Origin of the sequence: Amycolatopsis sp. NPDC051758, from assembly GCF_044453095.1 — a bacterium.
In the GTDB taxonomy this organism is placed as follows: domain Bacteria; phylum Actinomycetota; class Actinomycetes; order Mycobacteriales; family Pseudonocardiaceae; genus Amycolatopsis.
The window spans coordinates 97,891-122,238 of sequence record NZ_JBITCJ010000017.1 but is presented as its reverse complement, the minus strand read 5'-3'; the positions used below and the strand labels follow the sequence as shown (position 1 = coordinate 122,238).

The window sequence follows — 24,348 nt, the reverse complement described above, 5'->3', positions numbered from 1 at the left end:
TGCTTAGCCTAGCTAAGGGACTTTGCGAGCAGAAGGGTTGCACAGTGGCGAAACGCCGGACGTATTCGATCGCGGAACTGGGGCCGCGGTACAAGTGGATCGCGCTGTCCAACACGACGCTGGGCATGCTGATCGCCACGATCAACTCTTCGATCGTGCTGATCGCGCTGCCCGACATCTTCAAGGGCATCGGCATCAACCCCCTCGAACCGGCCAACACGAGCTACCTGCTGTGGATGATCATGGGCTTCCTCGTGGTCACCGCGGTGCTGGTGGTGAGCTTCGGCCGGCTCGGAGACATGTACGGCCGCGCGAGGATGTACAACCTCGGCTTCGCCGTCTTCACCGTTTCTTCCGTGCTGCTGGCCGTCACCTGGTTCGACGGTGACGCAGCCGCGTTGTGGCTGATCGGCTGGCGGATCGTGCAGGGCGTCGGCGGCGCTTTCCTGATGGCGAACTCCTCGGCGATCCTCACCGACGCCTTCCCGGCCAACCAGCGCGGCCTCGCGCTCGGCATGAACGGCGTCGCGGCCATCGCGGGCTCGTTCCTCGGCCTGGTCGTCGGCGGCGTGCTGGCGCCGATCGACTGGAACCTGATCTTCCTGGTCTCGGTGCCCTTCGGCGTGATCGGCACGATCTGGGCGTACCTCAAGCTGCACGACACCGGCGTCCGCAAGCACGCGCGGATGGACTGGTGGGGCAACATCACCTTCGCCGTCGGCCTGATCGCGGTGCTGGTCGGCATCACTTACGGCATCCAGCCCTACGGCACGTCGCAGACCGGCTGGGCCAGCCCGATGGTGCTCTCGTGCCTGATCGGCGGCGTTGCGGTGCTGGTCGCGTTCGTGATCATCGAAACCAAGGTCGACAACCCGCTGTTCCGGCTCTCGCTGTTCAAGATCCGGTCGTTCACGTGGGGCAACGTCGCGAACCTGACGGCGTCGCTCGGCCGCGGTGGGCTGCAGTTCATCCTGATCATCTGGCTGCAGGGCATCTGGCTGCCGCAGCACGGCTACACGTTCGAGCAGACGCCGTTGTGGGCGGGCATCTACATGCTGCCGATGACGGTCGGGTTCCTGGTGGCCGCGCCGACGTCGGGCATCCTCGCCGACCGGATCGGCAGCCGCATGCTCGCGTCGAGCGGCCTGGCGATCACCGCGCTGACGTTCCTGCTGCTGATCATCCTGCCGGTGAACTTCAACTACTGGGCGTTCGCGGCGATCCTGCTGATCAACGGCATCGGCATGGGCATGTTCTCCTCGCCCAACCGCGCCGAGGTGATGAACAGCCTGCCGGCGGACTCGCGCGGCTCCGGCGCGGGCATGATGACGACGTTCCAGAACGCGGCGATGGTGCTCTCGATCGGCTTCTTCTTCAGCCTGATCATCTCGGGCCTGTCGAGCACCCTCCCGTCGACGATGAAGGCGGGCCTGCTGGCCCACGGCGTCCCCGACGCGGCGGCCACGCAGGTGGCGAGCCTGCCGGCGGTGGCGGTGCTGTTCGCGGCGTTCCTCGGGTACAACCCGATCCAGCAGCTCCTGGGCGGCCAGCTGTCGTCGCTTCCGCCGGAACAGGCGTCCTTCCTGACCGGCCGCAGTTTCTTCCCGAACCTGATCTCGGGCCCGTTCCAGTCGGGTCTCGCGGTGGCGTTCGGCTTCGCGATCGCGGTCTGCCTGATCGGCGCGGTGGCGTCGCTGCTGACGAAGGACGCACGCCCGAAGGACCGCGAGTCGGTGGGCGAGGAGCTGGCGGCGGTCGCCGGGGAGTCCGGTGGCGGGCCGAGCGAATTGGTGTCGCCGGTCAGCGAACGCTGACGGTAGTTTCGGAAGCCGGGTGCCGCGCTCTGCGGCACCCGGCTTTTCACGTCCTGGGGGAGCGGAATGGCGCGCACGTACGAAGCCTGGTGCGACCGGGAACCGGAGCTGCCGGTGGTGGCCCGGCTGGCGACGCCGATGATGCGCGACCTGACCGGGGCGGACGACGAGGTCGTCGTCGAAGGCAGCGAGTTCCGCTTCGGCTCGGCGTCCGTGCAGATCCAGGTGACCGGGCGGGAACCCGTTGGCCTGCGCACGATCGCCGAGAATCCCGAGAGCACCTCCCTCGCGCTCGTGACGGCGGTCTTCGCGGCCCTCGAGTACCACGGCTACCTGGGCACCGATCCCCCTCCGGAGGAGCGGCAGCTTGCCCGCCGCGCCTTCCGGTCGAGGTACGGCCCGGTGCTGACCGCCGAGCACCTCGGCGAGCTGCTGGCCGAGGCCGGTACCGAGGCAGCCGCCCTCGCCCGCGAGGCGCTGCTGGCGGGCACGACGGCCGATCTTCCGGACCGCGCAGGTGCGGCCTGGGCCGCGCGGTCGCGTTACGGCCGCCGCGAACGCACCAGCCGCCGGGCCGGGCAGGGTTCGGTCGGCTTCGAGACGGCTCTGCGCGCGCTGGGGGCGTACCCGGGTGTCGCGCTCACGCATGCCCAGATCGACGACCGTTCGCGCGAGCGCTACTTCTTCGAGGTGTTCCTGACCCCGGACTTCAGCCGCGTCATCGCCTGTTTCGGCGTCGCGCGGCCGCAGGCGTCGCGGGCGCCGGACGCACCCCCGTGGTCACGCCTGGACGAGATCGTGCTCAGGACGATCCCGGAAGCAGCCGAGAAGGTCGCCGCACTGCGCGAAGAGGGCGTCTCGGACGTGGCGGCGGGGCTGGTCGCCGGGCTGGAGAAGTACCTCGCGACTCGGGGCTGGTCGTACTTCGGGAGGTACGCCGAGCTGGTGCCCGCGTTCCCGTCACCCGAGGCCGCGCGCTACCTCACGGCCGCACTTGAAGACCCCTACCTCGACGATGCCCTGATCGCGATCGTGGAAGACGCGCTGGCGGTGGTGAGCGTCAGACCCGGGCCGGAGCGGGCTCGGTGACCTCGGCCCAGCGGTAGCGCAGGTCGGCGGCCGGCAGCCCGACGACGGCCGTCTTCGGGCCGGTAGCGAGTCCCCGCCCGTGGGCGGCGAGCGGAGTCCTCGCGACAGGGACTGGTCTTCCTTCGACCAGTACGTGAACGTGCTCCACGACTTTCCTTCTCGCCGGTACGCGCTGCACATCGACACACCGGAGTCCCGCGCGGCGCTGGCGGCCGCGGTCGACGACGACCGCGAAGCGGTCCGCGAACTCGCTCAGGAGGTGGCGGAGCGGCCGGCGGATTTCTGGTGACCTACCAGCCGACGGAAGCCCGCTGGATCTTCACCGGGTGCGCCGGCGCCCCGTCCAACGGCCCGTTCGGGTCGGTCGGGATGATCCCGTCCGCCACCATGTGATCCAGCGCCGACATCCCGCGAATCACGGTCCCCAGCACCGAGTAGTTGGCCGGGATGTTCGCGAACGAATGCACGATGAAGAACTCGGACCCGTTGGTTCCCGGCCCCTGGTTTCCCATGGCCACGGTCCCGCGCGGATAGGTCTCCGCGCCGGTCACCTCGTCCGGGAACTTGTACCCCGGCCCGCCCTTCTCGACCTCGTAGATGTCCCCGCACTGCAGGACACCGAGGCGAGCGGAGTTCGACAGCCGCCAGCACTGGGACCGGTCGTAGAACCGCTGGAGGATCAGCGAAACCATGTTGTGCACCGCGCACGGCGCCGCGCCCGCGCGGTTCAGCCGCACCGTCACCGGCCCGTAGTTGAAGCGGAACGTCACGTCCACGGTGCCGCGCGTCAGCGCGAACGGCAGCGGACGCACCACCGGCCGGGCCGCGGGGTTGTCCGGCGTCGGCGTGAAGGAGCACCGGACCACCGGTGAAGACGCTGCCGAAGCCGGGGCCGGAGCCACCAGCAACGCACCCAGAACACCGACGAGAGCCAGACCCCAGCGCAGCTTCATGCCGGGCACGTTAGCCGGAAACGAACTACTTGCGCCAGGCCGTGCGCTGCTTACGGATGTCCAGCACGAGCAGCAGGATCAGGGTCAGCGAGAGGCCGACGAGCCAGACGTTCTCGGTGTTGTTCTCGTGGTTGCCCTTGATCATCACCAGCAGGATGATCGCGCTGACCCAGCCGGCGATCCGGGTGGCCTTGGGGAACGACCCGTGCCAGCCCCAGGCGGCGGACGGCTCGTCGCGGGGGTCGACCTCGGGCCGCTTCTCGACCGCCTTGCCTGCCACGATGAACTCCTCAAGACCCATGAACCACGGACGTCCCGATGATCCCACACCTCCGGGTGCGCCGCGGACACGCCCCGCGCGACAATGACCGGCGATGACTACCTCGCGAAGCGTTCTCGTGCTCGGCTCGACCGGGTCCATCGGCGTGCAGGCCCTCGACGTCGCGGCGCGCAACCCGCACCTGTTCCGGGTGGCCGGGATCGCCGCCGGTGGCGCGGATCCGGCGGCGCTCGCCGCGCAGGCGCTCGCCCACGGTGTCGAGGCCGTCGCCGTGACCAAGGCCACGGCGGCCGAAGACGTGCAGCTCGCGCTGTACGCCGAGGCGCAGAAGCGCGGCTACGACCAAGGCGAGTTCAAGCTCCCGCGGCTCTTCGCCGGCTCGGACGCGGTCACCGAGCTGATCGACGCCGTGAAGGTCGACACCGTCCTCAACGCGCTGCCCGGCTCCCGCGGCCTCGAGCCGACGCTGCGGGCGCTCGCCACCGGCGCCACCCTGGCGCTGGCCAACAAGGAGTCGCTGATCGCCGGCGGGCCGCTGGTGCTCGCCGCGGCCAAGCCCGGCCAGCTGGTGCCGGTCGACTCCGAGCACTCCGCCATCGCGCAGGCCCTGCGTGCCGGGCGACAGAGCGAGGTCGCCCGGCTCGTGCTCACCGCGTCCGGTGGTCCGTTCCGCGGCCGCAAGCGCACCGAACTGGCCGATGTCACCGTCGAGCAGGCGATGGCGCACCCGACCTGGTCGATGGGCCCGCTGATCACCATCAACTCGGCCACCCTGGTCAACAAGGGCCTGGAGCTGATCGAGGCGGCGCTGCTGTTCGACATCGAGCCGGCGCGGATCGACGTCACCGTGCACCCGCAGTCGATCGTGCACTCGATGGTGACGTTCACCGACGGCTCGACGATCGCCCAGGCCAGCCCGCCCGACATGCGGCTGCCGATCGCGCTCGCGCTGCACTGGCCCGACCGGGTGCCCGACGCGGCCGCCGCCTGCGCCTGGGACAAGGCCGCGACCTGGACTTTCGAGCCGCTGGACAACGAGGCCTTCCCGGCCGTCGAGCTGGCCCGGCACTGCGGCACCGAGGGCGGCTGCCTGCCCGCGGTGTACAACGCCGCCAACGAGGAGCTCGTCTCGGCGTTCCTGGCGCAGAACACCCGCTTCACGTCGATAGTGGACACTGTTTCCGAGGTGGTGGGAGCCGCCGACGAATGGCGTCGCGAACCTCGCGACGTCGAGGACGTTCTCGCGGCCGAGCGCTGGGCTCGCGCGCGGGCCGGTTCGATCATCGAGGGGAAGTAGCGGGTGCTCGCCTACATCATCGGCGTCGTGCTCTTCGCGCTGGGGATCTGCGTCTCCGTCGCCTTGCACGAGGCCGGGCACATGGTCACCGCGAAGGCCTTCGGCATGAAGGTCCGCCGGTACTTCGTGGGCTTCGGGCCCACGGTGTTCTCCTGGCGCCGCGGGGAGACCGAATACGGCCTGAAGTGGATCCCGCTCGGCGGCTTCTGCGACATCGCCGGCATGACCGCGCTCGACGAGGTCACCCCGGACGAGGCGCCGCGCGCGATGTGGCGGTTCAAGACCTGGAAGCGCACCGTCGTCATGTCCGCGGGGTCGGTCACCCACTTCATCCTGGGTTTTGTCGTCCTCTACCTGATGGCCGTGACGATGGGGCTGCCGAACCTGGCGCCCGCCGACACCTCGCCGGTGCTGGCGTCGACGTCCTGCGCGCGGTCGGCGACGACCGAAGCCCAGGCCAAGGACACCACCTGCCCGCCGGGCTCCGTGCGCCCGGCCGAGGCGGCCGGCCTGCGGGCCGGCGACAAGGTGCTCTCGGTCGGCGGCAAGCCGGTCGCGTCCTGGACGGAGATGCTCGCGGCCGTGCAGGCCACCAGCGGTCCCACCGAGTTCGACGTGGTCCGGGACGGCCAGAACCTGGCCCTCGTGGTCGACGTGCCGAAGGTGCAGCGGTGGACCAGCGAGGGCGTCCGCGACGTCGGCATGATCGGGGCGTCGCCCCAGCAGCCGGCGCTCACGACGCAGTACGGCCCGGTCGCCGCGATCGGCGCGACGTTCAGCTTCACCGGCACGATGTTCGCCGAGACGGCCCAGCGCCTCGTCGAGTTCCCCGAGCGCATCCCGGCCGTGGTCACCGCGATCTTCGGCGGTGAGCGCGATCCGAACACCCCGGTCAGCGTGGTCGGCGCCAGCCGGATCGGCGGCGAGGCGGTCGAGCGCGGCATCTGGGTGCTGTTCTTCTTCCTCCTTGCCAGCTTGAACTTCTTCATCGGCGTGTTCAACCTGCTGCCGCTGCTCCCGCTCGACGGCGGGCACATCGCGGTGGTCTGGTACGAGCGCATCCGCGACTGGATCCGCGGGCTGCGCGGCAAGGCGGCCGGCGGCCCCGTGGACTACACGAGGCTGTCCGGGATCACGATGGTTCTGGTGCTCATCGGGGGTGCGGTGACCCTACTCACGGTGACGGCCGACATCGTCAACCCGATTCGTCTGCAGTAGCGGTCCGCCACGGAGGGGTTCCGGCCCCTCCGTGGCGGGGCGCACAGGCCGTAATGCTGCTCACCGTGACGGTTGACTTGGAGAAGGGCGTCCACCCGGAGTAGGTACGCTGGAGGCCGTGACCGTCGCACTCGGTATGCCAGCCCTGCCCCCGCCCGTCCTCTCCGACCGCCGCAAGACCCGGCAGCTCCACGTGGGCTCGGTCGGCGTCGGCAGCGACTTCCCGATCTCCGTCCAGTCGATGACGACGACGCTCACCTCCGACGTCAACGCGACCCTCCAGCAGATCGCCGAGCTGACTGCGGCGGGCTGCGACATCGTCCGCGTCGCCTGCCCGTCCGCCGACGACGCCGAGGCGCTGCCCGCGATCGCGAAGAAGTCGCAGATCCCGGTGATCGCCGACATCCACTTCCAGCCGAAGTACGTCTTCGCCGCGATCGAAGCCGGCTGTGCCGCGGTGCGCGTCAACCCGGGCAACATCCGGAAGTTCGACGACCAGGTCAAGGAGATCGCGCAGGCCGCGAAGGACCACGGCACGCCGATCCGGATCGGCGTCAACGCCGGCTCGCTCGACAAGCGCCTGCTCGAGAAGTACGGCAAGGCGACACCGGAAGCGCTGGCCGAGTCGGCGCTCTGGGAGGCGTCGCTGTTCGCCGAGCACGACTTCCACGACATCAAGATCTCGGTCAAGCACAACGACCCGGTGGTCATGGTGCGCGCCTACGAGCTGCTGGCCGAGCAGTGCAACTACCCGCTCCACCTCGGCGTCACCGAGGCCGGCCCGGCGTTCCAGGGCACCATCAAGTCGGCCGTGGCGTTCGGCGCGCTGCTGCGCCAGGGCATCGGCGACACGATCCGCGTCTCGCTGTCCGCGCCGCCGGTCGAAGAGGTCAAGGTCGGCATCCAGATCCTGCAGTCGCTGAACCTCAAGCAGCGCAAGCTGGAGATCGTGTCGTGCCCGTCGTGCGGGCGCGCGCAGGTCGACGTCTACACGCTCGCCGAGCAGGTCACCGCCGGGCTCGAGGGCATGGAGATCCCGCTGCGCGTGGCCGTCATGGGCTGCGTCGTCAACGGCCCGGGCGAGGCCCGCGAGGCCGACCTGGGTGTGGCGTCGGGCAACGGCAAGGGCCAGATCTTCGTCAAGGGCGAGGTCATCAAGACCGTGCCCGAGCACGCGATCGTCGAGACGCTGATCGAAGAGGCCATGCGCATCGCCGAAGAGGCGGGCGAGTCCCTGGGCGAGGGTGAGCCGGTCGTCACGGCCGGCTGATTTCCGGACGTTCGTGAGGGCCTCCTCACCGGCTCCGGTGGGGTCGATGAGGAGGCTTTCGCCGCCTTCTCGGCCTTGTTCGCATCGCCTGACGAGGTGCGTGGCGGTGTTTCCGGCGTTGCGAAGCGGCTTCGGCTTGGGGACGCAGAGGCGCCGGATCCGGCATGCGGCAGGGCGAACGGCTCTCTGCCGAGCCGCCGGACCACGCCTGCGGGCTCGTCGTGCGCTGCGGCCCGTTGAATCTGCCGCTGCCCGGCCGTCTTGCCGAATTCGGCGGCCTTCATCACCTTCAAGTTCGGCTAACGCGGTGCGCCGTTCCGCTACCTCGGCGCGGACGACCGGGCCGGCCCCAACTACACGGGCCAGCCGGCGGTCCACTCGTACTACGAATCAACCCTGTAGGTGGTGCTGGGCGGCGTCGCGGATCTGCAGGCGGACGTTCTCCAGCGCGGCCGCGACCTCGTCGATCTGCTGTGACGCCAGCTGGATCGAGCCCTGGATCGCGGTGGCGGTCGACGTCTCCCCGAGCAGGCCCATGACCTGTGCCTGCAGGTCTTCGAGGTCGCTCTTCGTGGCGAGCGCGATTCCGGTGGGCACCTGGTCGGCGAGCAGCTCCAGCTGCTGTGCCTGCTCCTGGATCGTCATGGGGGTTCCTTCCGCGGTGGGGACGCACCTTCCGTGTTAGCAGAAACCCGAACCGTCGGTGGTGACGTTTACGCTGGTATTCGTGAGCGTGGCCTGGGCCGTCCGACAGCCGCACCCGGTGGTGCGGCCCCTGGTCACGCGCTATGTCGGGTACGCGCAGGACGACGTGACCCTGGCCGTGCACCGCGGGCTGCCGTCCCGGCACGTGACGTTGGTCATCAGCCTGGCCGGGCCGGTCCGGATGGCCGGGCGCAGCCTGCAGGCGCTGGTCGGCGGGCTGCACACCCGCCCGGTGCTGATCCGGCAGGACCGCGTGCAGGAGGGGCTGCAGCTGGAGCTCGACCCGCTGGGCGTGCGCACGCTGTTCGGCGTCACCGCGGCGGAGCTGAGCGGCGAGGTGGCCGACCTCGCCGAGTTCGGCCTCGGCTCGCTGGCCGATCGGCTGCGGGAGCTGCCGACATGGGCCGAGCGGTTCACGCTCCTCGACGACGTCCTGGCGGCCCGGGCCGTCGAGCCGGTGGCGGCGCCGCCCGAGCTGGGGGAGGCGTGGCGGCGGATGCGCGGCGCCGATGGGCAGGTGCGCGTCGCGGACCTGGCGGGCGAGGTCGGCTGGAGCCGCCGTCACCTCGGTGAGCGGTTCCGCACGGAGCTGGGTCTGGCCCCGAAGCAGGCGGCGCGGGTGCTGCGGTTCGAGCGAGCCGGCCGGCTGCTGCGGCGCGGGCACCTCGACCTGGCCTCGGTGGCCGTCGAGTGCGGCTTCTACGACCAGGCGCACCTGACCAACGAATGGCGCGCGCTGGCCGGGTGCACGCCGGGCACGTGGATCGCCGAGGAGCTCCCGTTCCTCCAAGACGAGCAGGTGGGGGCCGGGCAAGACTCTCCGGTATGACCACTCCCGCACCGAACGTCTGGCCCGCCCTGCGTTACGACGACGCCCCGGCGGCAGTCCGCTTCCTCGTCGACGTCCTCGGCTTCACCGAAGCGCTGGTGGTGCCCGAAGGCGACCTGATCGCGCACGCCGAACTGCGATGGCCCGAAGGCGGCGCGGTGATGCTGGGCAGCGTCCGCCCGCCGGACGGCGTTCACGACGCGATGAAGCCCGGCACCGGTGCGGTGTACGTGGTGTCGGACCACGTCGACGAGATCCACGCGAAGGCGCAGGCGGCGGGCGCCGAGATCACGATGGCGCTGACCGACACCGACTACGGCTCGCACACGTTCAGCCTGCGCGACCCGGAGGGCAACGCCTGGACGATCGGCACCTACCGCGGCGCGCCCTGAGCGGCCTACTGCACCGGCCGCTCGAACGTGACCAGCAACCCCTCCACCCCACCGGGCCCGACGCGCCCCTTCACCTCCGCCGAGGTGATGGCCTTCAACTGCCAGCCGTCGGCGGCGTGGTCGTTGAGCAGCTTCTCGAGCTTCCCGCCGGACATCTTGCCCCCGACGAGCTTCTCCCGGACCTCGACGACCTTGTACGTGAACCGCTGCATACCCCGATTCTGCCCGTGCCGCGCGGCCCCGGCCGTTCATCTGAGCGTGTCCGGGGCCTCGCGTTCCGTTTCGGCTGTTCATCTGGCACCCTGGAGCCCGTGTTGCGGCTTGCAGGTGCACGGCTGCTCGATGATCGGGACTATCCGGCGGTCCGTGCCGCGCTCGCCGCCGACCCGGTGGGCAGCTGCATGGTCAGCGCCCGGGTCGAGGCCGCGGGCCTCGACCCGTGGCGGCTCGGTGGTGAGCTCTGGGCCGCCGACAGCCGTCCGGTCCGGGCCGGACGGCTCCAAGGGCTGTGCTTCTCCGGGCCCAACCTCATCCCGCTTCGTGGCAACGCCCCCGCGTTGCGTTCCTTCGCCGATCGCGCGCTGCGCCGCCAGCGGACCTGCTCCTCGCTGGTCGGCCCGGCCGAGCAGGTGCTCGGGCTGTGGGACGAGCTGGCCGACGAGTGGGGCCCGGCCCGCGAGATCCGGGACGACCAGCCGCTGATGGCGCTGGACGGCACGCCGCTCGTCGCCGCCGATCCGCACGTCCGCGCGGTGCGCCCGGACGAGCTCGAGCGGTACCTGCCCGCGGCCGTCGCGATGTTCATCGAAGAGGTCGGTGTCGACCCGCGCAGCGGCGACGGCGGGGCCAGCTACCGCGCCCGCGTCACGGAGCTGATCGGCGCCGGGCGCGCGTTCGCCCGCTTCGAGCACGGCGAGGTCGTGTTCAAGGCCGAGATCGGCGCGATGTCGGCGACCGTCGGGCAGATCCAGGGCGTCTGGGTGCACCCCGACCGCCGCGGTGACGGGATCGGCACCGCCGGCACCGCCGCGGTCGTGAACCGGCTGGTCCGCGGCCTGGGCCGCACCGCCAGCCTCTACGTCAACGCCTTCAACACCCCCGCCCTCGCGGCCTACCGCAAGATCGGGTTCCGGCAGGTCGGCCAGTACGCGACGGTGCTGTTCTAACACTCTTCCGTGGCGGCGTTTCAGGCCCGGCCGCATCGCGCTGACCAGGCATCATCCCGCCATGAGTGCACGTCGAGGCCGCGGTGCGCTCGCGGTCCTGCTGCTCGCCGCCGCGACCACGGCCGGGTGCTCGGGTGACGGGCCCGAGGACGCCCTCTCCGCCTTCCTGGACGCCGTCGCGTCCGGGGACATCACCGCGGCCGCGGCGAACACCGACTCGCCCGACGCCGCCAAGACCGTGTTGTCGCAGGTCCGCGCGGTGCTCGACCCGGAGTCCCTCGACTTCGACGACGAAGAGGTGAAGCAGCCGGCCGCCGGTGACACCGTCACGGCCGGCTACCAGCTCACCTGGCACCTGCCGCACGACCGCACCTGGACCTACCGCGCCGACGCCCAGCTCCGGGCGGCCGAAAACGGCTGGCAGGTGCACTGGCAGCCGACGGTCGTGCACCCGCAGCTCGCCGTCGGCCAGACCCTCGGCCTGCTGCCGCAGCTGCCGGAGACGGCGCCGGTGCTCGACCGCGACGGCGTGCCGCTGATGCGCCCGCAGACCGTGATCGGCGTGGTCGTCGACCCGCAGAAGGCCGGCGACGCGAGCGCCGTCGCGGGGTCGCTCGCGAAGGCGCTGCACCGGTTCGAGCCGTCGGTCACCGGGCGCTCGGTGCTGGACGGGATGAACAAGACCAAGCCCGGCGACGCCTACCCGGTGATCACCCTGCGCGCCGGCGACTACCAGCGGGTCAAGCCGGTGATCTACGACCTGCCCGGCGTCCGGTTCGCCAGCCAGGAGCGGCTGCTGCCGGTCACCCGCGGGTCGGGGCAGCAGGTGTTGCCGTCCATCCGCGCGCTGGTCGAGCAGGAGCTGGCCGGGGCGGCGGGCTGGCGGATCGTCACCCGGGACGTCACCGGCGGTGAGGTCTCCGAGCTGCGCGCCGAGCCGCCGCGGGTCGCGCCCGCGGTCACCAGCACGCTCAGCGCGAGGATCCAGGACGCCGCCGAGAAGGCCCTCGACAGCGAGGACTACCCGGCCGCGCTGGTGGCGATCCAGCCGTCGAGCGGGGACATCCTCGCCGTCGCGCAGAACACCGCCGCCGACGAGGAAGGCTCGCTCGCGCTGTCCGGGCGTTACCCGCCGGGCTCGACGTTCAAGATCGTCACGGCGGCGGCCGCGATGGCCGGGGGTGACGTCGACGCCGGCAGCCCGGTCGACTGCCCCGGCACCACGACGATCGAGAACCGCGTCGTGCCGAACGAAGGCCGGTTCGACCTCGGCCGGGTGCCGTTGAAGACGGCGTTCGCGCGCTCGTGCAACACGACCTTCGCGCGGCTCGCCGCGGGCCTCCCGGCGTCGGCCCTCACCGACACCGCGCGCTCCTTCGGCCTCGGTGCGGACTTCGTGGTCCCCGGTCTGACCACGGTCACCGGCGCCGTCCCGGCCAGCGACTCGGCCGTCCAGCGTGCGGAGAACGGCTTCGGCCAGGGCACGGTGGTGACCAGCCCGTTCGGCATGGCCCTGGTCGCCGCGACCGTGCAGGCCGGGAAGGTGCCGACGCCCTCGATCGTCAAGGGGATGCCCGCGGCCACGAACAACGTCGGTGACGCGCCGTCGGAGGCTGTGCTCGAAGCGCTGCGCGGGATGATGCGCGAGGTCGTCACCTCGGGCACCGCGACCGGCCTGCGCGACCTCCCCGACGTCGCCGGGAAGACCGGCACGGCCCAGTACGGGGACGGCTCCCGCTCGCACGGCTGGTTCGTCGGCTACCGCGGTGACCTGGCGTTCGCCGTGCTGCTGACCGAGGCCGGGTCGTCGAAACCGGCGGTGCAGGCGGCACACCGGTTCCTGGCGGGGATCGGCTGAGCGGGCCGTCGTAAGGTGGAGGCATGTCCGTTCGTGCCCCGCTGGTTCCCGGCGTCCAGACGCCGCGCCGTGACGTCCCCAGTTCCATCGCCCGTCCCGAATACGTGGACAAGCCGGCGCCGAAGCGGGACACCGGCAGCGGCGTGCGCACGCCCGAGGTGATCGAGGCGATGCGGGTCGCGAGCCGCATCGCGGCGCAGGCGCTGGAGGAGGGCGGCAAGGCCGTCAAGCCGGGCGCCACCACCGACGACATCGACAAGGTGGTGCACGAGTTCCTGCTCGACCACCACGCCTACCCCTCGACGCTGGGCTACCGCCGGTTCCCGAAGTCGTGCTGCACCTCGCTCAACGAGGTCATCTGCCACGGCATCCCGGACTCGACGCCGATCGAGGACGGCGACATCTGCAACATCGACGTCACCGCCTACATCGGCGGGGTGCACGGCGACACGAACGCGACGTTCCTGGCCGGCGACGTCTCCGAGGAAGCCCGCCTGCTGGTGGAGCGCACCCGTGAGGCGACGCTGCGGGCGATCAAGGCGGTCCGGCCGGGCCGGCAGCTCAACGTCATCGGCCGGGTCATCGAGGCCTACGCCAAGCGCTTCGGCTACGGCGTGGTCCGCGACTTCACCGGCCACGGCGTCGGCCCGGCGTTCCACACGCCGCCGACGGTCCTGCACTACGAAGAGCCCTCCGTCGACACGGTGATCGAGGAGGGCATGACCTTCACGATCGAGCCGATGATCACCCTGGGCACCATCGACTACGACATCTGGGCCGACGACTGGACCGTCACCACGAAGGACAAGAAGTGGACGGCCCAGTTCGAGCACACCCTCGTGGTGACGGCCGACGGCAGCGAGATCCTCACGCTGCCCTGAGTCGTCAGTGGCTGGTCGCCTTCTTGTAGCAGCGCACCGAAAGCGGCACGAACACCGCCAGCAGCACCACGATCCACAGCACCGACGCCAGCACCGCGTGCTGCATCGGCCAGACGTCGTGCGGCGGCATCGTCGCGCTCGTGTTGCCGAACAGCTCCCGCGCCGCCTGCGTGATCGCCGAGATCGGGTTCCAGTCGGCGATCACGCGCAGCGGTCCCGGCAGCCGGCCGCTGTCGACGAACGTGTTGGCCAGGAACGTCAGCGGGAAGATCGCGATGCTCGAGACGTTGTTGAACACCTCGGGCTTGCGCACGGCCAGGCCGATCGTCCCCATCACCCACGACAGCGCGTAGGCGAAGGCCAGCAGCAGGAGCACCCCGCCCAGCGCCTCGAAGACGCCGGTGTGGATGCGCCAGCCGACCAGCAGGCCGACCAGGCCCATGATGAGCAGGCTCGCCACGTTGAGGATGAGGTCGGCGGTGGTCCGCCCGATCAGCACCGCCGCGGGGGACATCGGCAGCGAGCGGAAGCGGTCGATGAGGCCCTTCTGCAGGTCGTCGGTCAGCCCGTAGCCGGTGACGATGCTGCCCATCGCCACCGCGAGGGTGAAGATCCCCGGCAGCATGAACTCGCGGTACGACATGCCGGGGATGTCGATCACGCTGCCGAACACGTAGCCGAAGAGCAGCACGAACATCACCGGGATGAACACGATGGACCCGAGCAGGTCCAGTGACCGGAAGATCTTGATCGAGTTGCGCTTGGCGACGGTCACGCCGTCGGTCACGGCCATCTGCACCGCGTTCATCACACGGCCTCCTTCGCGGGTTCGGTCACGTCGTGACCGGTGAGAGTGAGGAAAACGTCGTCGAGGGTGGGGCGGCGGACACCGACGTCGCGGACTTCGACCCCTTCCGCGGCGAGCAGGGCCAGCGCTTCGGTAAGCGCTTTCGCGCCGTGGGTCACGGGCACGGTGAGCCGGAACGCCTCGGCCTGCGGCTCGCCGCTGGCCAGCCGGGCGAGCGTCCGCTGCGCGACGGCGACGTCGGCGTGCGTGCCGACGGTCAGCTCGATCCGCTCGCCGCCGACGAGGTCCTTCAGCTCGTCGGCCGTGCCGCGGGCGATGACCCGGCCGTGGTCGACGACGGCGATGCTGTCGGCCAGCCGGTCGGCCTCTTCGAGGTACTGCGTGGTCAGCAGCAGCGTCGTGCCGCCGGCGACCAGCTCGGTGATGACCTCCCAGAGATCGGTGCGGGCGCGCGGGTCGAGCCCGGTCGTGGGCTCGTCGAGGAACAGCACCGGCGGGTTCGCGACGAGCGCGCCCGCCAGGTCGAGCCGGCGCCGCATGCCGCCGGAGTACCCCTTCACCGGGCGGTCGGCGGCTTCTTCCAGGCCGAACCGGGTCAGCAGCTCCCGGCCGCGGGCCTTGGCCCGCTTGGTGCCCAGGTGGTAGAGCCGCCCGACCATCTCGAGGTTCTCGGCCCCGGTCAGCTCCTGGTCGACGGCGGCGTACTGGCCGGACGCGCCGATGTGCGAACGCAGCTCGTGCGCGTCCTCGACGACGTCGAACCCGGCGACCGTCGCCCGGCCCGCGTCCGGTTTCTGCAGGGTGGTGAGGATCTGGACGGTGGTGGTCTTCCCGGCGCCGTTCGGCCCGAGCACCCCCAGCACGGTGCCCTCGGGCACCGCCAATGTCATCCCGTCGAGCGCGGTGACGCTCCCGTACTTCTTGACGAGCCCCTCGGCCACGATGGCGTCCGGCATCGGATTTCCCCTTCTGTGGATGGAAGTTCAGGCCCGGCGGATGACTACGTCGCCGGTGTAGGTGTGGGCTTTGACCTGGACCGTCTCGGTGGTCCCGCCCGGTCCGTCGGACGGCGTGAGCGTGTTGTGCACGCTGCCGGTCAGCGAGTTGAGCTCGAGCCACGCGGCGCTGCCCTCGCGGATGCCGACCTCGATCTCGCCGACCGCGGTCTCGAGGACAACGGCGTCGCGGATGACTTCGCCGATCCGGATGTCGCCGGCGGCGGTCTTGGCGTGCACCCCCGCGTGGGCGAGGTCGACGAGGATGTCGCCGTTCGCGGTGCTGACCCGCAGGTCGCCGGTGATCTCGCCGACGCGGGTTTCGCCGTTGGAGTTCTTCAGCACGGCGGGGCCGTCGATCTCGCGGATCCGCAGCTCGCCGGAGCCGGTGTTGACCTCGGCGTGCCCGGTGATCCGCTCGACGGTGACGTCGCCGGTCGCGGTGCTCACCTCGAGCCGGTCGGCTTCTCCGAGGTGGATGTTGCCGACCGACGTCTTGACGCGGCTTTCGCCGATCCGGCCGTCGATCCGGACGTCGCCCATGGCGGTGGTGGTCTTGACCCGAGAGCCGGCCGGCAGCTCGATCGAGATGTGCAGGGCGCCGGCCTTGCCGAACAGCTTGGTGGTGTACTTCGGGCCCTTGACCAGCAGGTGGCCGTCGGCGAACTCGACGCGGGTCTTGGCGACCGCCTTCACGTCCTCACCGTCGGCCGGGTCGGCGGGCTCGACCTCGACGGTGGTTTCGGCCCGCTCGCCGGCGACGATCCGGACGTCCGCGAGGCTGACGTCGATCGTGGCCGTGATCGGCTCGGGGGTGGCGAAAAAAGGCATGGCTGCGCCCTCCTGGGGTGCTCGGATGGTGTTTTTGCAGGTCGGAGACGTGGGGGACGGCGGGGTTACTGAACCCAGCCGGTGTACTTCTCGCCGAACGCGGACCGGCGTGGGGCGGGGTTGCCCCGGCCGGGGCCGAGCGCGGCGTTCGCGGCCCGGACGAGCCAGGCGTTGGTGGAGAGCTGGTCCCGGTTCGCTGCTTCTTCGACGCGCTGCTTGAGCTGCTCGGGCAGCCGCAGATTGATCCGGGCGACGGCGCCGTCCGCGTCCTCGGGCGGAGGCGCCGGCGCTTCCTGGGGCTCCGGCTCGGGCTTCGCCGGCAGGGCCACCGCGAACTCGGCTTCGCGGCGGCGCAGGCGCACCTCGACGGAGCCGGGTGCGAGGTCGCGGGTGATCTCGTCGGCCGCGGCCGACAGCGCGTCGAGCAGCGTCAGCCGGATCGCCGACTCGAGCGGCGCGGTGAGCCGCTCGGCGAGGGCGACGGCTTCTTCGCCCGCCGCCTCGGCGGCGACCGCGAGCTCCCGCCGGAGTTCGTCCACGTAGGGCGTCAGGTCCATGGCACTACTGTGGCACCGCGATGGCACCACGACAACCCTGAATTGGCACCCTTAGGGGTCAAGAGTGGTGCCAGGCACGGCAAACCCCCAGCTCAGCGCACGGTGTCAGGCGTATGGGGCGGTCAGGTGCGCTCGATGCGGTCCAGCAGCTCGTCCAGGAAGCCGCACGCCTCGGCGGTCGCGCGGTCCGGGTTGCGCTCGGCGATGGCGTCGGCGAGACCTTCGTGACCGATCTCGGGCTCGTGGTCGGCGCCCGGCGTGATGCTGGACGTCGCCGCGACGCTCGCCGTGATGACCTCGGTCAGCCCGCGGTAGAGCTCGGTGAGCAGCTGGTTGTGGCCGCTGCGGACGACCGCGTAGTGGAACTCCGCGTCAGTGCGCGCGAAGTCCTCCCAGCGGCCTTCGTTCAGCTCGACCTCGCGGCGGGCGAGGAGGGCCCGGAGCTCGGCGACCTCTTCCTCGGTGCGTGACAACGCGGCGAGGCGAGCGCCCTCGACCTCGAGCGTGCGCCGGACCTGGAGGACTTCGCGCAGCTCGGAGCCGCAGAGCCGGCGGATCGCGCCGGACACCTCGCTGGTGGCGCGCACGTACGTGCCGTCGCCTTGGCGGACCTCCAGGATTCCCGTGTGCGCGAGCGCGCGGACGGCTTCGCGGACGGTGTTCCGCCCGACGCCGAGCTGGTCGACGAGCTCGGCCTCGGTCGGGATGCGTTCGCCGATGGGCCATTCGCCCCGCGTGACCGCGGTGCGGAGCTGCTCGATGACCTGGTCGACGAGGCCGGCCCGCCGGGTGGTGGCCAGAGGCACAGCAGTTGTCCCTTCATCCAATCATCCTACGTATGCGATAGTAGCGGTCATGCACGTCGAACACCGTGAATCCGGCCTCGAACCCGAACTGGACGGTGCCGTGGAACTCCGGACGCCGGGTGTGGTCGCCGCCGGGGCACTGCTCGCGGTCGCGGTGGTGCTCACCGCCCTCAACCTGCGCCCGGCCATCACCGGCGTCGGCCCGATGCTCGCCGAAATGCGTGCCGACCTGGGCACGTCCGGGGTCTGGGCCGGCGTGCTCACGACGTTGCCGACACTCTGCTTCGCCGGTGCCGGGCTGGCCGCGCCGCTGCTCGCCCGTCGCGCCGGGATCGGCGCCGCCATCGCGCTCGCCTTGACCGCGCTCGGTGCCGGGCTCGTGCTGCGCGTGCTCGACGGCCCGGCCGTGGTGCTCGGCGGGACGCTCGTCGCCACCGCCGGGATCGCCCTGATCAACGTGCTCATCCCGGTGGTCATCAAGGACTCCTTCCCGGCTCGCATCGGCCTGATGACCGGCGTTTACACCGCCGCCCTGCAGGGTGGCGGCGCGCTCGGGTCGGCGGTGACCCCGCAGCTCGGCGACGCTTTCGGTGGCTGGCGCCCGGCGCTGGGCAGCTGGGCGGTGGTGGCCGTCGTCGCGCTCCTCGCGTGGATTCTCGCAGCCCGCGGCACCGGCCGGGCGCCGCGGCACACCGATGCGGCCGACGCCGGCCGGTCGCTGCTGGGCAACCGGCTGGCCTGGATCGTCACGGTCTTCTTCGGCCTGCAGGCCTTCTACGCCTACGCCGCGATGGGCTGGTTCCCGCAGGTCCTGATGGACGCCGGGGTGTCGCGTGACGACGCCGGGCTGCTGTTCGGCCTGGTCTCCCTGATCGCCGTGCCGATCAGCCTGTTCGTCGCGCCGATGGCGGCCCGGCAGCGCGGGCAGAGCGCGTGGATCGTCGCCCTCGGTGTGGTCGGCTTCGCCGGCACGGTCGGGCTGATGGTGGCTCCGGCGTGGTCGCCGCTGCTCTGGAGCCTCCTGATCGGCCTCGGCATGAGCGTTTTCTCGCTCGCCCTGACCGTGATCGCACTGCGCGCGCGGACCGGCGCCGACACCGCCCGGCTGTCCGGCATGGCGCAGGGCTTCGGGTACCTGTTCGCCGCGCTGGGGCCGTTCCTGTTCGGCCTGCTGCACGACGTCGCGGGCGGCTGGACCGTGCCGCTGGTGATGCTGCTCGGCCTGCTGCTGGTCCAGATGGTGTTCGGCGCGCTCGCCGGCCGTCACCGCTTCGTGGAGTCTTAACTGTTAACGCTGCTCGCCGCGGCGAAGGCGGCTTAAGCTCACCGGATGGCCGTGCCGTCCCCTGACCTCGGGACGTTGCTGCGCGAGGGCCCGTTCGACGCCGCCCTGCGCGCGGCCATCCGCGCCCGCGGGCTGAGCCTGGACCGGCTCCGCGAGCACCTGCACGCCCGCGGCGTCTCGGTCACGACGGCGACGTTGAGCTACTGGCAGTCCGGCCGCAGCCGCCCCGAACGGCGCGATTCGGTGCGCGGGCTTCGTCAGCTCGAAGCCGTTCTCGAGGTGCCGGCGGGTGCGCTCGTCGCGCTGCTCGGCCCGCCCCGGGCCCGGCCCCGCCGGACGGGGGTCGCGGACATCGGCCACTTCTGGCCGGACGGCGGGCGCATCGACGCCGCGGTGTCCGATGTGGACACCCGGTGGGACGAGCGGCTGACCCGGCTGAGCCAGCACGACGTCGTCTCCGTCGGGCCCGGGCGCGAAGAGCTGGAGTTCCATTCGCGGCAGGTGCTGCGGGCCGAGGCCGACGGCCCGGACCGGTGGGTGGTGATCCTGCACCTCGACGAGCACGACCGGCCGCTGCCGGAGTTGCGTTCGCTGCGCGGCTGCCACATCGGCCGCAGCGTCCACAAGCCCGAAGACGGCCTCCTCGTCGTCGAGCTGCTGTTCGGCCGCCCGCTCGTCCGCGGCGAAACGGTGCTCACCGAGCACACGCTCGTCAACCGCGCGCCGCACCCGCTGGCGACGAACTACGAACGCAAATTCCGGCTCCCGGTCCGCGAATACGTGCTCGAAATCCGCTTCTCGCCGACGGCGGTCCCGGCGGTGTGCCGGCGTTTTGCAGAGCAGGACGGAAAACCCGGTGAATACACCGACGTCGTCCCGGAAGCCGCTGCGGTGCACGGGGTCGCGCTCGGCTTCGGTCCCGGCCGGTACGGATTCGAATGGGATTGGCCTGCCAGTTAACTGTTAAGGACTTCCGGATCTTCAATTCGGCGTTTCCCGCGTTCTACGGTCTGCGCACCGACTCCCCGAACCGAGGAGAACACGATGCGCAAATTCGTTTCCGTCGCGAGCGTGGCCGCACTGGCCGCGCTGGGACTGGGGCTGCAGCCCGCCGAGGCGGCGCCACCGCCGGACCACCCGCAGGCCGAGGTGGACGGCGTCGCGGCGGCGTTCGGGCTCACCGCGGACCAGGCCCGGGCGCAGCTCACCGCGCAGGACGACGCCCACCGGCTGGCCGCGGCCCTGCCCTCGGCGGTGCGCGCCCAGTCGGCCGGGCAGTGGTTCGACGCCGCCGCCGGGAAGCTGACCGTCGCCGTCACCTCGGCCGCGGCCGCCGACCAGGCGCGTGCCGCGGGTGCCACGGCTCAGGTCGTCGCCCGCAGCCAAGCCGACCTGGATCGCACCGACGCGGCGGTCCGGACCCTCGTCGGGCCGGGTGTTCCCGGCGTTTACGGCTGGGGTGTCGACGTCCGCGGCAACCAGGTCGGCGTGTCCGTCGACCGGACGAAGAAGACCGCCGCCACCGAGAGCTTCCTTTCCCGCGTGCGGGAAATCGGTGTCCGGATCACCGAGACGGACTCGTCGCTGCGGCAGCAGTCCGGCACGATCCAGACCGGCAACCCGTGGTGGCCGGGCAGTGAAAGCAACTGCTCGGTCGGCTTCCCGGTGACGGATGCCAGTGGTGCCAAGCACTTCCTGACCGCCGGCCACTGCACGAACGACCGCGACCAGGCCGCGTACGGCGCTTCGGGCCAGCAGAACAAGGTCGGCACGTCGAACGTCGGCGGCACGCACAGCGTCAACGCCCGCGAAGGCGACATGGGCGTCGTTGCGGTGACGGAGGCGGGCTGGAACCTCTCGGCGTCAGTGAACACCTGGGGCCAGCCGGCGGTCACGCTCACCGGCGCGGCCGAGGCGATGGTCGGCGACCGCGTCTGCCACTCCGGCAACACCTCGCACTGGCAGTGCGGTGAGGTCAAGTACACACACAAGTCCGCGGACTACGGCGGCGGCCTGATCATCGACGACCTGACCTGGACGACGGCGTGCTCCCTCGGCGGCGACTCCGGCGGCGGCTGGCTGCTCGGCGACAAGGCCACCGGCCTGCACGACGGCGGTCCGTCGCAGTGCGTCCAGAACCCGGGTGACGGGGACATGTCCCTGTTCCAGCCGGTGATCGAGGCGCTGAACAAGTGGCAGCTCACCCTGGTGACCAGCGGCGGCACCGGGGACACGACGGCTCCGAGCGCGCCGGGCAACCCGCGTTCCACCGGCACGACGTCGGACAGCGTCTCGCTCGCCTGGGACGCTTCGACGGACAACGTCGGCGTCACCGGTTACGACGTCTACAACGGCTCGGCGCTCGCCACGAGCGTCGCCGGGACCAGCGCCACGGTCAGCGGACTGAACCCGGACACGGCGTACACCTTCACGATCAAGGCGAAGGACGCCGCCGGGAACGCGTCTCCGGCGAGTGCGGCGGTGTCCGCGCGCACCCAGGCGGGCGGCGGCGGCAACCGCACGCTGACCAACAACACGGACTACGCGATCCGTGACTACCAGCAGGTGTTCAGCCCGATCGGCTCGACCCTCACCGGCAGCGCGGCGGCCACGATCGGCGTCTCGCTGACCATCCGCCACACGTGCGCCGAAGACCTCGGCATCACGCTGCTCGACCCGAAGGGCAAGGCGTACGCGCTCAAGTACAGCGGTGGCAGCACCTGCACGCCGTGGAGCGGGGCCCGGACGTTCAGCGTCCCGGCGACGGCGTCGTCCCCGGCGGCCGGCAAGTGGCAGCTGCGCGTGACCGACTACGGGCCCGGCGACACCGGCACCCTCGACGCCTGGTCGATCACACTCTGAGGGCTCCCGCGGGCCGGGCGGTCACCCCGCCCGGCCCGCGGTGACTCAGTCCAGGGGCAGGTTGAGCAGCGCGTTCTCGATCAGCTCCGGCATGGCCGGGTGGATCCAGTACTGCCCGCGGGCGATCGAGTGCGCGTCCTGGCCGAAGCTCATCGCCTGGATCAGCGGCTGGATCACCGACGACGCCTGCGGGCCGATGATGTGCGCGCCCAGCAGCTGTCCGGTCGCCGGGTCGGCGAGCAGCTTCGCGAAGCCGGTCGTGTCCTCCATCGCCCAGCCGTACGCGATCCCGGCGTAGTCCTGCTTCGAGGTCACGTAGGAGACGCCCTGGTCGCGCGCCTTCTGCTCGGTGAGCCCGACCGACGCGACCTGCGGGTGGGTGAACACCGCGTGCGGCACGAACCGGTGGTCGGCCTTGATCCGCTCGTCCGGGTGCAGCAGGTTGTGCTGCACCACGCGGGATTCGTGGTTGGCGACGTGCTTCAGCTCGTGCGGCGAGGAAAGGTCGCCGAGCGCGTAGATGCCCTCGACGGCGGTCTCCTGGTAGTCGTCGACCACGACGTGCCCACTGTCCAAAGTGGTCACGCCGGTGGCGGCGACGTCGAGGAGGTCGGAGTTCGGCTTGCGGCCGGTGGCGATCAGCAGCAGGTCGGCCTCGACGGTTTCGGCGCCCTGCGGCCCTTCGAGGTCCAGCGCGACACCGCTGTCGGTCGTGCGGGCCCGCACGGTCTTGCGCTCCAGGCGGACGTCGAAGCGTTCCGAAGCCAGCTCGGTGAAGCGCGCGCTGACGTCCTCGTCCTCCGAGCGCAGCAGCCGCGCGGAGCGGTTGACCAGCGTGACCTGCACCCCGAACGACGCGAAGACGTGGGCGAACTCGGCCGCGATGTAGCCGCCGCCGAGGATCACGATGCGCTCGGGCAGCTCGTCGAGCCGCATGACCGTGTCGGAGGTGTAGTAGTCGACGTCGCCGAGGCCCGCGATGTCCGGGATCACCGGGCGGCCGCCGGCGGCCAGCACGAACTTGTCGGCGGTCAGCACCTCGTCGGGACGGCCGTCCGGGAAGCTGACGCGCAGCTCCTTGTGCCCGGTGAAGCGGCCGGTGCCCTCGTAGACGTCGACGTTCTTGTTGTCCTCGTGGCTACGCCGGTACTCCGCGCCACCCGCCGCGATCGGGTCGATGCGCCCGAAGATGCGGTCGCGGATGTCGCGCCAGCGCACGCCCTTCAGCTCTTCGTCGACGCCGTACTTCGCGCTGTGCGAAGGCGTGTACGCGACGTCGGCGGCGTACACGAACATCTTCGTCGGGATGCAGCCGACGTTCAGGCAGGTGCCGCCGAAGGTGCCCTTCTCCACGATGGCCGTCTTCTTGCCGGCGAAACCGGGGCCGAGGATCGAGTTCCCCGATCCCGTCCCGACGATCACCAGGTCGTAGTGGGGCACTGCATCCTCCGCGGGGGTTCGGTCCGGTCGATTCACCCTAGCCAACCGTCTCCGCGAGGCGGGTGTTCCCGGCTGTGCTTAACGTCGTATTACGTGGTCAGTGGCCGTTGCCGGTGAAGTGCATGCGGTCGGTCGGGCTGGTCCACGCGCCACCCCAGCTCCAGCCGATCGCGGCGAAGGCGCGCACGGTCGCGTCACCGGCCACGACCATGCCCGGCCGGCGGTTCGAGCGGTCGAGGTAGGCCGACGCCAGCTCGGGCAGCACGAGCTTGCCCTGGGTGTAGGGGTTGCAGAACGGGTTGACGTCCACCGCGAGCCCGTACGCGTGCGCCGACCAGGACGTCTGCCCGCGTGCCGGGCGGCAGACGAACGCGCTGGTCGAGTTGCCGTCGCCGGTCGGTGGCGCGGTCAGCTCGGCAGGGCTCGTCACGCGCATCTCTTCCAGCGGGAAGTGTGCCGTGAAGAGCTGCCCGAACACCTTGGTGATCCCGGCGGCGCTCTTCGTGTTGACCAGCATCTCGCCGGTGTGCGCGCGGCCGTCGAACCCCCAGAACGACATCGTCAGGTAGCGCAGGTCGCCTGCCTTGACCGGGCAGGCGGGCTGCCAGGTGCTGCGCGCGAGGACGTCGGCGGGCACCACGCTGATCGTCGAGGCGTACTTACCGCCGGCCGGGGGCGGAAGGAGGTCTTTTGTCGGAAGTGCCCGGTTCACCAGTTCGGGTGGTGTCGGCTCGACCTCGCCGAACCCGTCCGGGCCGACGGGGAGGGGCCGGGCACCCACCTGCCAGGTGACGGCCGGGGCGCTGGACGTCTTCGGCGGCGTCGAAGTCACTGGTGCGGGGGGTTTGGACACGGTGGTCGAGAACGGCGTCGCGGCCACCGGCTGGGGTGCCGAAGGGACCTCCGACGAGCATGCGGCCAGCGTGAGGGCCATGACCGCCCCCGCTGCCGCCGTCGCTGTCCGTCGCACCCGGCCAGCTTGACAGAAGCGCTCGGTGAGCGCGGAGTCCAC

The 24,348-nt window shown here is 71.1% G+C and carries 25 protein-coding genes; 14 read left to right on the top strand and 11 right to left on the bottom strand.

Going from position 1 to position 24,348, the window contains the following annotated elements:
* The first annotated feature begins 44 nt into the window (after positions 1-44).
* The 3 genes from ACIA5G_RS48565 (at position 45) to ACIA5G_RS48555 (ending at position 3,192) form a co-directional block, all read left to right on the top strand.
* A complete protein-coding gene (locus ACIA5G_RS48565; protein ID WP_395936378.1) occupies positions 45-1,814 on the top strand; it encodes an MFS transporter in 1,770 nt (589 codons plus the stop codon).
* A gap of 66 nt (positions 1,815-1,880) precedes the next feature.
* Positions 1,881-2,903: a hypothetical protein gene (locus ACIA5G_RS48560; protein WP_395936376.1), complete on the top strand. Its 1,023-nt coding sequence runs from the start codon at positions 1,881-1,883 to the stop codon at positions 2,901-2,903.
* 133 nt (positions 2,904-3,036) lie between these two features.
* On the top strand, positions 3,037-3,192 hold the full coding sequence (locus tag ACIA5G_RS48555) for a hypothetical protein (protein ID WP_395936374.1): 156 nt from the start codon (positions 3,037-3,039) through the stop codon (positions 3,190-3,192).
* Position 3,193: 1 nt separating this feature from the next.
* Here the strand turns inward: ACIA5G_RS48555 and ACIA5G_RS48550 are convergent, their stop codons facing one another.
* Positions 3,194-3,856: a peptidylprolyl isomerase gene (locus ACIA5G_RS48550; RefSeq protein WP_395936372.1), complete on the bottom strand. Its 663-nt coding sequence runs from the start codon at positions 3,854-3,856 to the stop codon at positions 3,194-3,196.
* Between the two features lie 25 nt (positions 3,857-3,881).
* Complete coding sequence (locus ACIA5G_RS48545; protein ID WP_395936370.1) at positions 3,882-4,136, bottom strand: DUF2631 domain-containing protein; 255 nt, start codon at positions 4,134-4,136, stop codon at positions 3,882-3,884.
* A gap of 94 nt (positions 4,137-4,230) precedes the next feature.
* Between ACIA5G_RS48545 and dxr the strand changes: the two genes are divergently transcribed.
* The 3 genes from dxr to ispG all read left to right on the top strand — a co-directional run bounded on the left by dxr (position 4,231) and on the right by ispG (position 7,921).
* A complete protein-coding gene (dxr, locus tag ACIA5G_RS48540; protein ID WP_395936368.1) occupies positions 4,231-5,433 on the top strand; it encodes a 1-deoxy-D-xylulose-5-phosphate reductoisomerase in 1,203 nt (400 codons plus the stop codon).
* 3 nt (positions 5,434-5,436) lie between these two features.
* Entirely contained in the window at positions 5,437-6,651 is a 1,215-nt protein-coding gene (locus ACIA5G_RS48535; RefSeq protein WP_395936366.1) for a M50 family metallopeptidase, read from the top strand.
* A gap of 118 nt (positions 6,652-6,769) precedes the next feature.
* The gene (gene ispG / locus ACIA5G_RS48530) at positions 6,770-7,921 is read left to right on the top strand and encodes a flavodoxin-dependent (E)-4-hydroxy-3-methylbut-2-enyl-diphosphate synthase (RefSeq protein ID WP_395936364.1); all 1,152 of its coding nucleotides are present in this window, start codon (positions 6,770-6,772) and stop codon (positions 7,919-7,921) included.
* A 390-nt stretch (positions 7,922-8,311) separates the two neighbouring features.
* Here the strand turns inward: ispG and ACIA5G_RS48525 are convergent, their stop codons facing one another.
* Positions 8,312-8,566 carry a hypothetical protein gene (locus ACIA5G_RS48525; RefSeq protein WP_247062465.1) on the bottom strand — a complete coding sequence of 85 codons (255 nt, stop codon included), beginning with the start codon at positions 8,564-8,566 and terminating at the stop codon, positions 8,312-8,314.
* Positions 8,567-8,648: 82 nt separating this feature from the next.
* Between ACIA5G_RS48525 and ACIA5G_RS48520 the strand changes: the two genes are divergently transcribed.
* Together ACIA5G_RS48520 and ACIA5G_RS48515 are read left to right on the top strand one after the other, a co-directional pair.
* Complete coding sequence (locus ACIA5G_RS48520) at positions 8,649-9,455, top strand: helix-turn-helix domain-containing protein (RefSeq protein WP_395936361.1); 807 nt, start codon at positions 8,649-8,651, stop codon at positions 9,453-9,455.
* Positions 9,452-9,847 carry a VOC family protein gene (locus tag ACIA5G_RS48515; RefSeq protein ID WP_395936359.1) on the top strand — a complete coding sequence of 132 codons (396 nt, stop codon included), beginning with the start codon at positions 9,452-9,454 and terminating at the stop codon, positions 9,845-9,847. Before ACIA5G_RS48520 ends, ACIA5G_RS48515 begins: the two co-directional genes overlap by 4 nt.
* Positions 9,848-9,852: 5 nt before the next feature.
* On the opposite strand, the gene ACIA5G_RS48510 is transcribed toward ACIA5G_RS48515, so the two are convergent.
* Positions 9,853-10,059, bottom strand: a complete 207-nt coding sequence (locus ACIA5G_RS48510; RefSeq protein WP_395936357.1) for a DUF4177 domain-containing protein — start codon at positions 10,057-10,059, stop codon at positions 9,853-9,855.
* 99 nt (positions 10,060-10,158) lie between these two features.
* Here ACIA5G_RS48510 and ACIA5G_RS48505 point away from each other — a divergent pair, with 99 nt between their 5' ends.
* The 3 genes from ACIA5G_RS48505 to map all read left to right on the top strand — a co-directional run bounded on the left by ACIA5G_RS48505 (position 10,159) and on the right by map (position 13,752).
* The gene (locus tag ACIA5G_RS48505) at positions 10,159-11,013 is read left to right on the top strand and encodes a GNAT family N-acetyltransferase (RefSeq protein ID WP_395936355.1); all 855 of its coding nucleotides are present in this window, start codon (positions 10,159-10,161) and stop codon (positions 11,011-11,013) included.
* Between the two features lie 61 nt (positions 11,014-11,074).
* Complete coding sequence (locus ACIA5G_RS48500; protein ID WP_395936353.1) at positions 11,075-12,871, top strand: penicillin-binding transpeptidase domain-containing protein; 1,797 nt, start codon at positions 11,075-11,077, stop codon at positions 12,869-12,871.
* 23 nt (positions 12,872-12,894) lie between these two features.
* Positions 12,895-13,752 carry a type I methionyl aminopeptidase gene (gene map / locus ACIA5G_RS48495; protein ID WP_395936351.1) on the top strand — a complete coding sequence of 286 codons (858 nt, stop codon included), beginning with the start codon at positions 12,895-12,897 and terminating at the stop codon, positions 13,750-13,752.
* Positions 13,753-13,756: 4 nt separating this feature from the next.
* On the opposite strand, the gene ACIA5G_RS48490 is transcribed toward map, so the two are convergent.
* The 5 genes from ACIA5G_RS48490 to ACIA5G_RS48470 form a co-directional block, all read right to left on the bottom strand.
* A complete protein-coding gene (locus ACIA5G_RS48490) occupies positions 13,757-14,560 on the bottom strand; it encodes an ABC transporter permease (RefSeq protein WP_395936349.1) in 804 nt (267 codons plus the stop codon).
* Positions 14,560-15,516, bottom strand: a complete 957-nt coding sequence (locus ACIA5G_RS48485; RefSeq protein WP_395936347.1) for an ATP-binding cassette domain-containing protein — start codon at positions 15,514-15,516, stop codon at positions 14,560-14,562. The genes ACIA5G_RS48490 and ACIA5G_RS48485 overlap by 1 nt, the downstream gene beginning before the upstream one ends.
* A gap of 27 nt (positions 15,517-15,543) precedes the next feature.
* Positions 15,544-16,386, bottom strand: a complete 843-nt coding sequence (locus ACIA5G_RS48480) for a DUF4097 family beta strand repeat-containing protein (RefSeq protein WP_395936345.1) — start codon at positions 16,384-16,386, stop codon at positions 15,544-15,546.
* A 65-nt stretch (positions 16,387-16,451) separates the two neighbouring features.
* Entirely contained in the window at positions 16,452-16,943 is a 492-nt protein-coding gene (locus ACIA5G_RS48475; protein WP_395936343.1) for a hypothetical protein, read from the bottom strand.
* Positions 16,944-17,065: 122 nt separating this feature from the next.
* Complete coding sequence (locus ACIA5G_RS48470) at positions 17,066-17,749, bottom strand: FadR/GntR family transcriptional regulator (protein WP_395936341.1); 684 nt, start codon at positions 17,747-17,749, stop codon at positions 17,066-17,068.
* Positions 17,750-17,798: 49 nt separating this feature from the next.
* Here ACIA5G_RS48470 and ACIA5G_RS48465 point away from each other — a divergent pair, with 49 nt between their 5' ends.
* From ACIA5G_RS48465 to ACIA5G_RS48455, 3 genes are all read left to right on the top strand, one after another.
* Positions 17,799-19,034: a CynX/NimT family MFS transporter gene (locus ACIA5G_RS48465; RefSeq protein WP_395936339.1), complete on the top strand. Its 1,236-nt coding sequence runs from the start codon at positions 17,799-17,801 to the stop codon at positions 19,032-19,034.
* Positions 19,035-19,079: 45 nt separating this feature from the next.
* On the top strand, positions 19,080-19,994 hold the full coding sequence (locus ACIA5G_RS48460) for an XRE family transcriptional regulator (protein WP_395936337.1): 915 nt from the start codon (positions 19,080-19,082) through the stop codon (positions 19,992-19,994).
* A gap of 84 nt (positions 19,995-20,078) precedes the next feature.
* Positions 20,079-21,896, top strand: a complete 1,818-nt coding sequence (locus ACIA5G_RS48455) for a proprotein convertase P-domain-containing protein (RefSeq protein ID WP_395936335.1) — start codon at positions 20,079-20,081, stop codon at positions 21,894-21,896.
* Positions 21,897-21,941: 45 nt separating this feature from the next.
* On the opposite strand, the gene ACIA5G_RS48450 is transcribed toward ACIA5G_RS48455, so the two are convergent.
* Together ACIA5G_RS48450 and ACIA5G_RS48445 are read right to left on the bottom strand one after the other, a co-directional pair.
* Positions 21,942-23,336: a mycothione reductase gene (locus tag ACIA5G_RS48450; protein WP_395936333.1), complete on the bottom strand. Its 1,395-nt coding sequence runs from the start codon at positions 23,334-23,336 to the stop codon at positions 21,942-21,944.
* Between the two features lie 97 nt (positions 23,337-23,433).
* Positions 23,434-24,306, bottom strand: coding sequence for a M15 family metallopeptidase (locus tag ACIA5G_RS48445; RefSeq protein WP_395936331.1), 873 nt, complete (start codon positions 24,304-24,306; stop codon positions 23,434-23,436).
* Positions 24,307-24,348 lie beyond the last annotated feature (42 nt).

What these genes read in the sequence shown, in the direction of transcription:
- ACIA5G_RS48560 (WP_395936376.1), top strand. Translation starts at nt 1,881, where the DNA reads ATGGCGCGCACGTACGAAGCCTGGTGCGACCGGGAACCGGAGCTGCCG.
- ACIA5G_RS48550 (WP_395936372.1), bottom strand. Translation starts at nt 3,856, where the DNA reads ATGAAGCTGCGCTGGGGTCTGGCTCTCGTCGGTGTTCTGGGTGCGTTG.
- dxr (WP_395936368.1), top strand. Translation starts at nt 4,231, where the DNA reads ATGACTACCTCGCGAAGCGTTCTCGTGCTCGGCTCGACCGGGTCCATC.
- ACIA5G_RS48525 (WP_247062465.1), bottom strand. Translation starts at nt 8,566, where the DNA reads ATGACGATCCAGGAGCAGGCACAGCAGCTGGAGCTGCTCGCCGACCAG.
- ACIA5G_RS48515 (WP_395936359.1), top strand. Translation starts at nt 9,452, where the DNA reads ATGACCACTCCCGCACCGAACGTCTGGCCCGCCCTGCGTTACGACGAC.
- ACIA5G_RS48510 (WP_395936357.1), bottom strand. Translation starts at nt 10,059, where the DNA reads ATGCAGCGGTTCACGTACAAGGTCGTCGAGGTCCGGGAGAAGCTCGTC.
- ACIA5G_RS48500 (WP_395936353.1), top strand. Translation starts at nt 11,075, where the DNA reads ATGAGTGCACGTCGAGGCCGCGGTGCGCTCGCGGTCCTGCTGCTCGCC.
- map (WP_395936351.1), top strand. Translation starts at nt 12,895, where the DNA reads ATGTCCGTTCGTGCCCCGCTGGTTCCCGGCGTCCAGACGCCGCGCCGT.
- ACIA5G_RS48490 (WP_395936349.1), bottom strand. Translation starts at nt 14,560, where the DNA reads ATGAACGCGGTGCAGATGGCCGTGACCGACGGCGTGACCGTCGCCAAG.
- ACIA5G_RS48485 (WP_395936347.1), bottom strand. Translation starts at nt 15,516, where the DNA reads ATGCCGGACGCCATCGTGGCCGAGGGGCTCGTCAAGAAGTACGGGAGC.
- ACIA5G_RS48480 (WP_395936345.1), bottom strand. Translation starts at nt 16,386, where the DNA reads ATGCCTTTTTTCGCCACCCCCGAGCCGATCACGGCCACGATCGACGTC.
- ACIA5G_RS48475 (WP_395936343.1), bottom strand. Translation starts at nt 16,943, where the DNA reads ATGGACCTGACGCCCTACGTGGACGAACTCCGGCGGGAGCTCGCGGTC.
- ACIA5G_RS48465 (WP_395936339.1), top strand. Translation starts at nt 17,799, where the DNA reads ATGCACGTCGAACACCGTGAATCCGGCCTCGAACCCGAACTGGACGGT.
- ACIA5G_RS48460 (WP_395936337.1), top strand. Translation starts at nt 19,080, where the DNA reads ATGGCCGTGCCGTCCCCTGACCTCGGGACGTTGCTGCGCGAGGGCCCG.
- ACIA5G_RS48455 (WP_395936335.1), top strand. Translation starts at nt 20,079, where the DNA reads ATGCGCAAATTCGTTTCCGTCGCGAGCGTGGCCGCACTGGCCGCGCTG.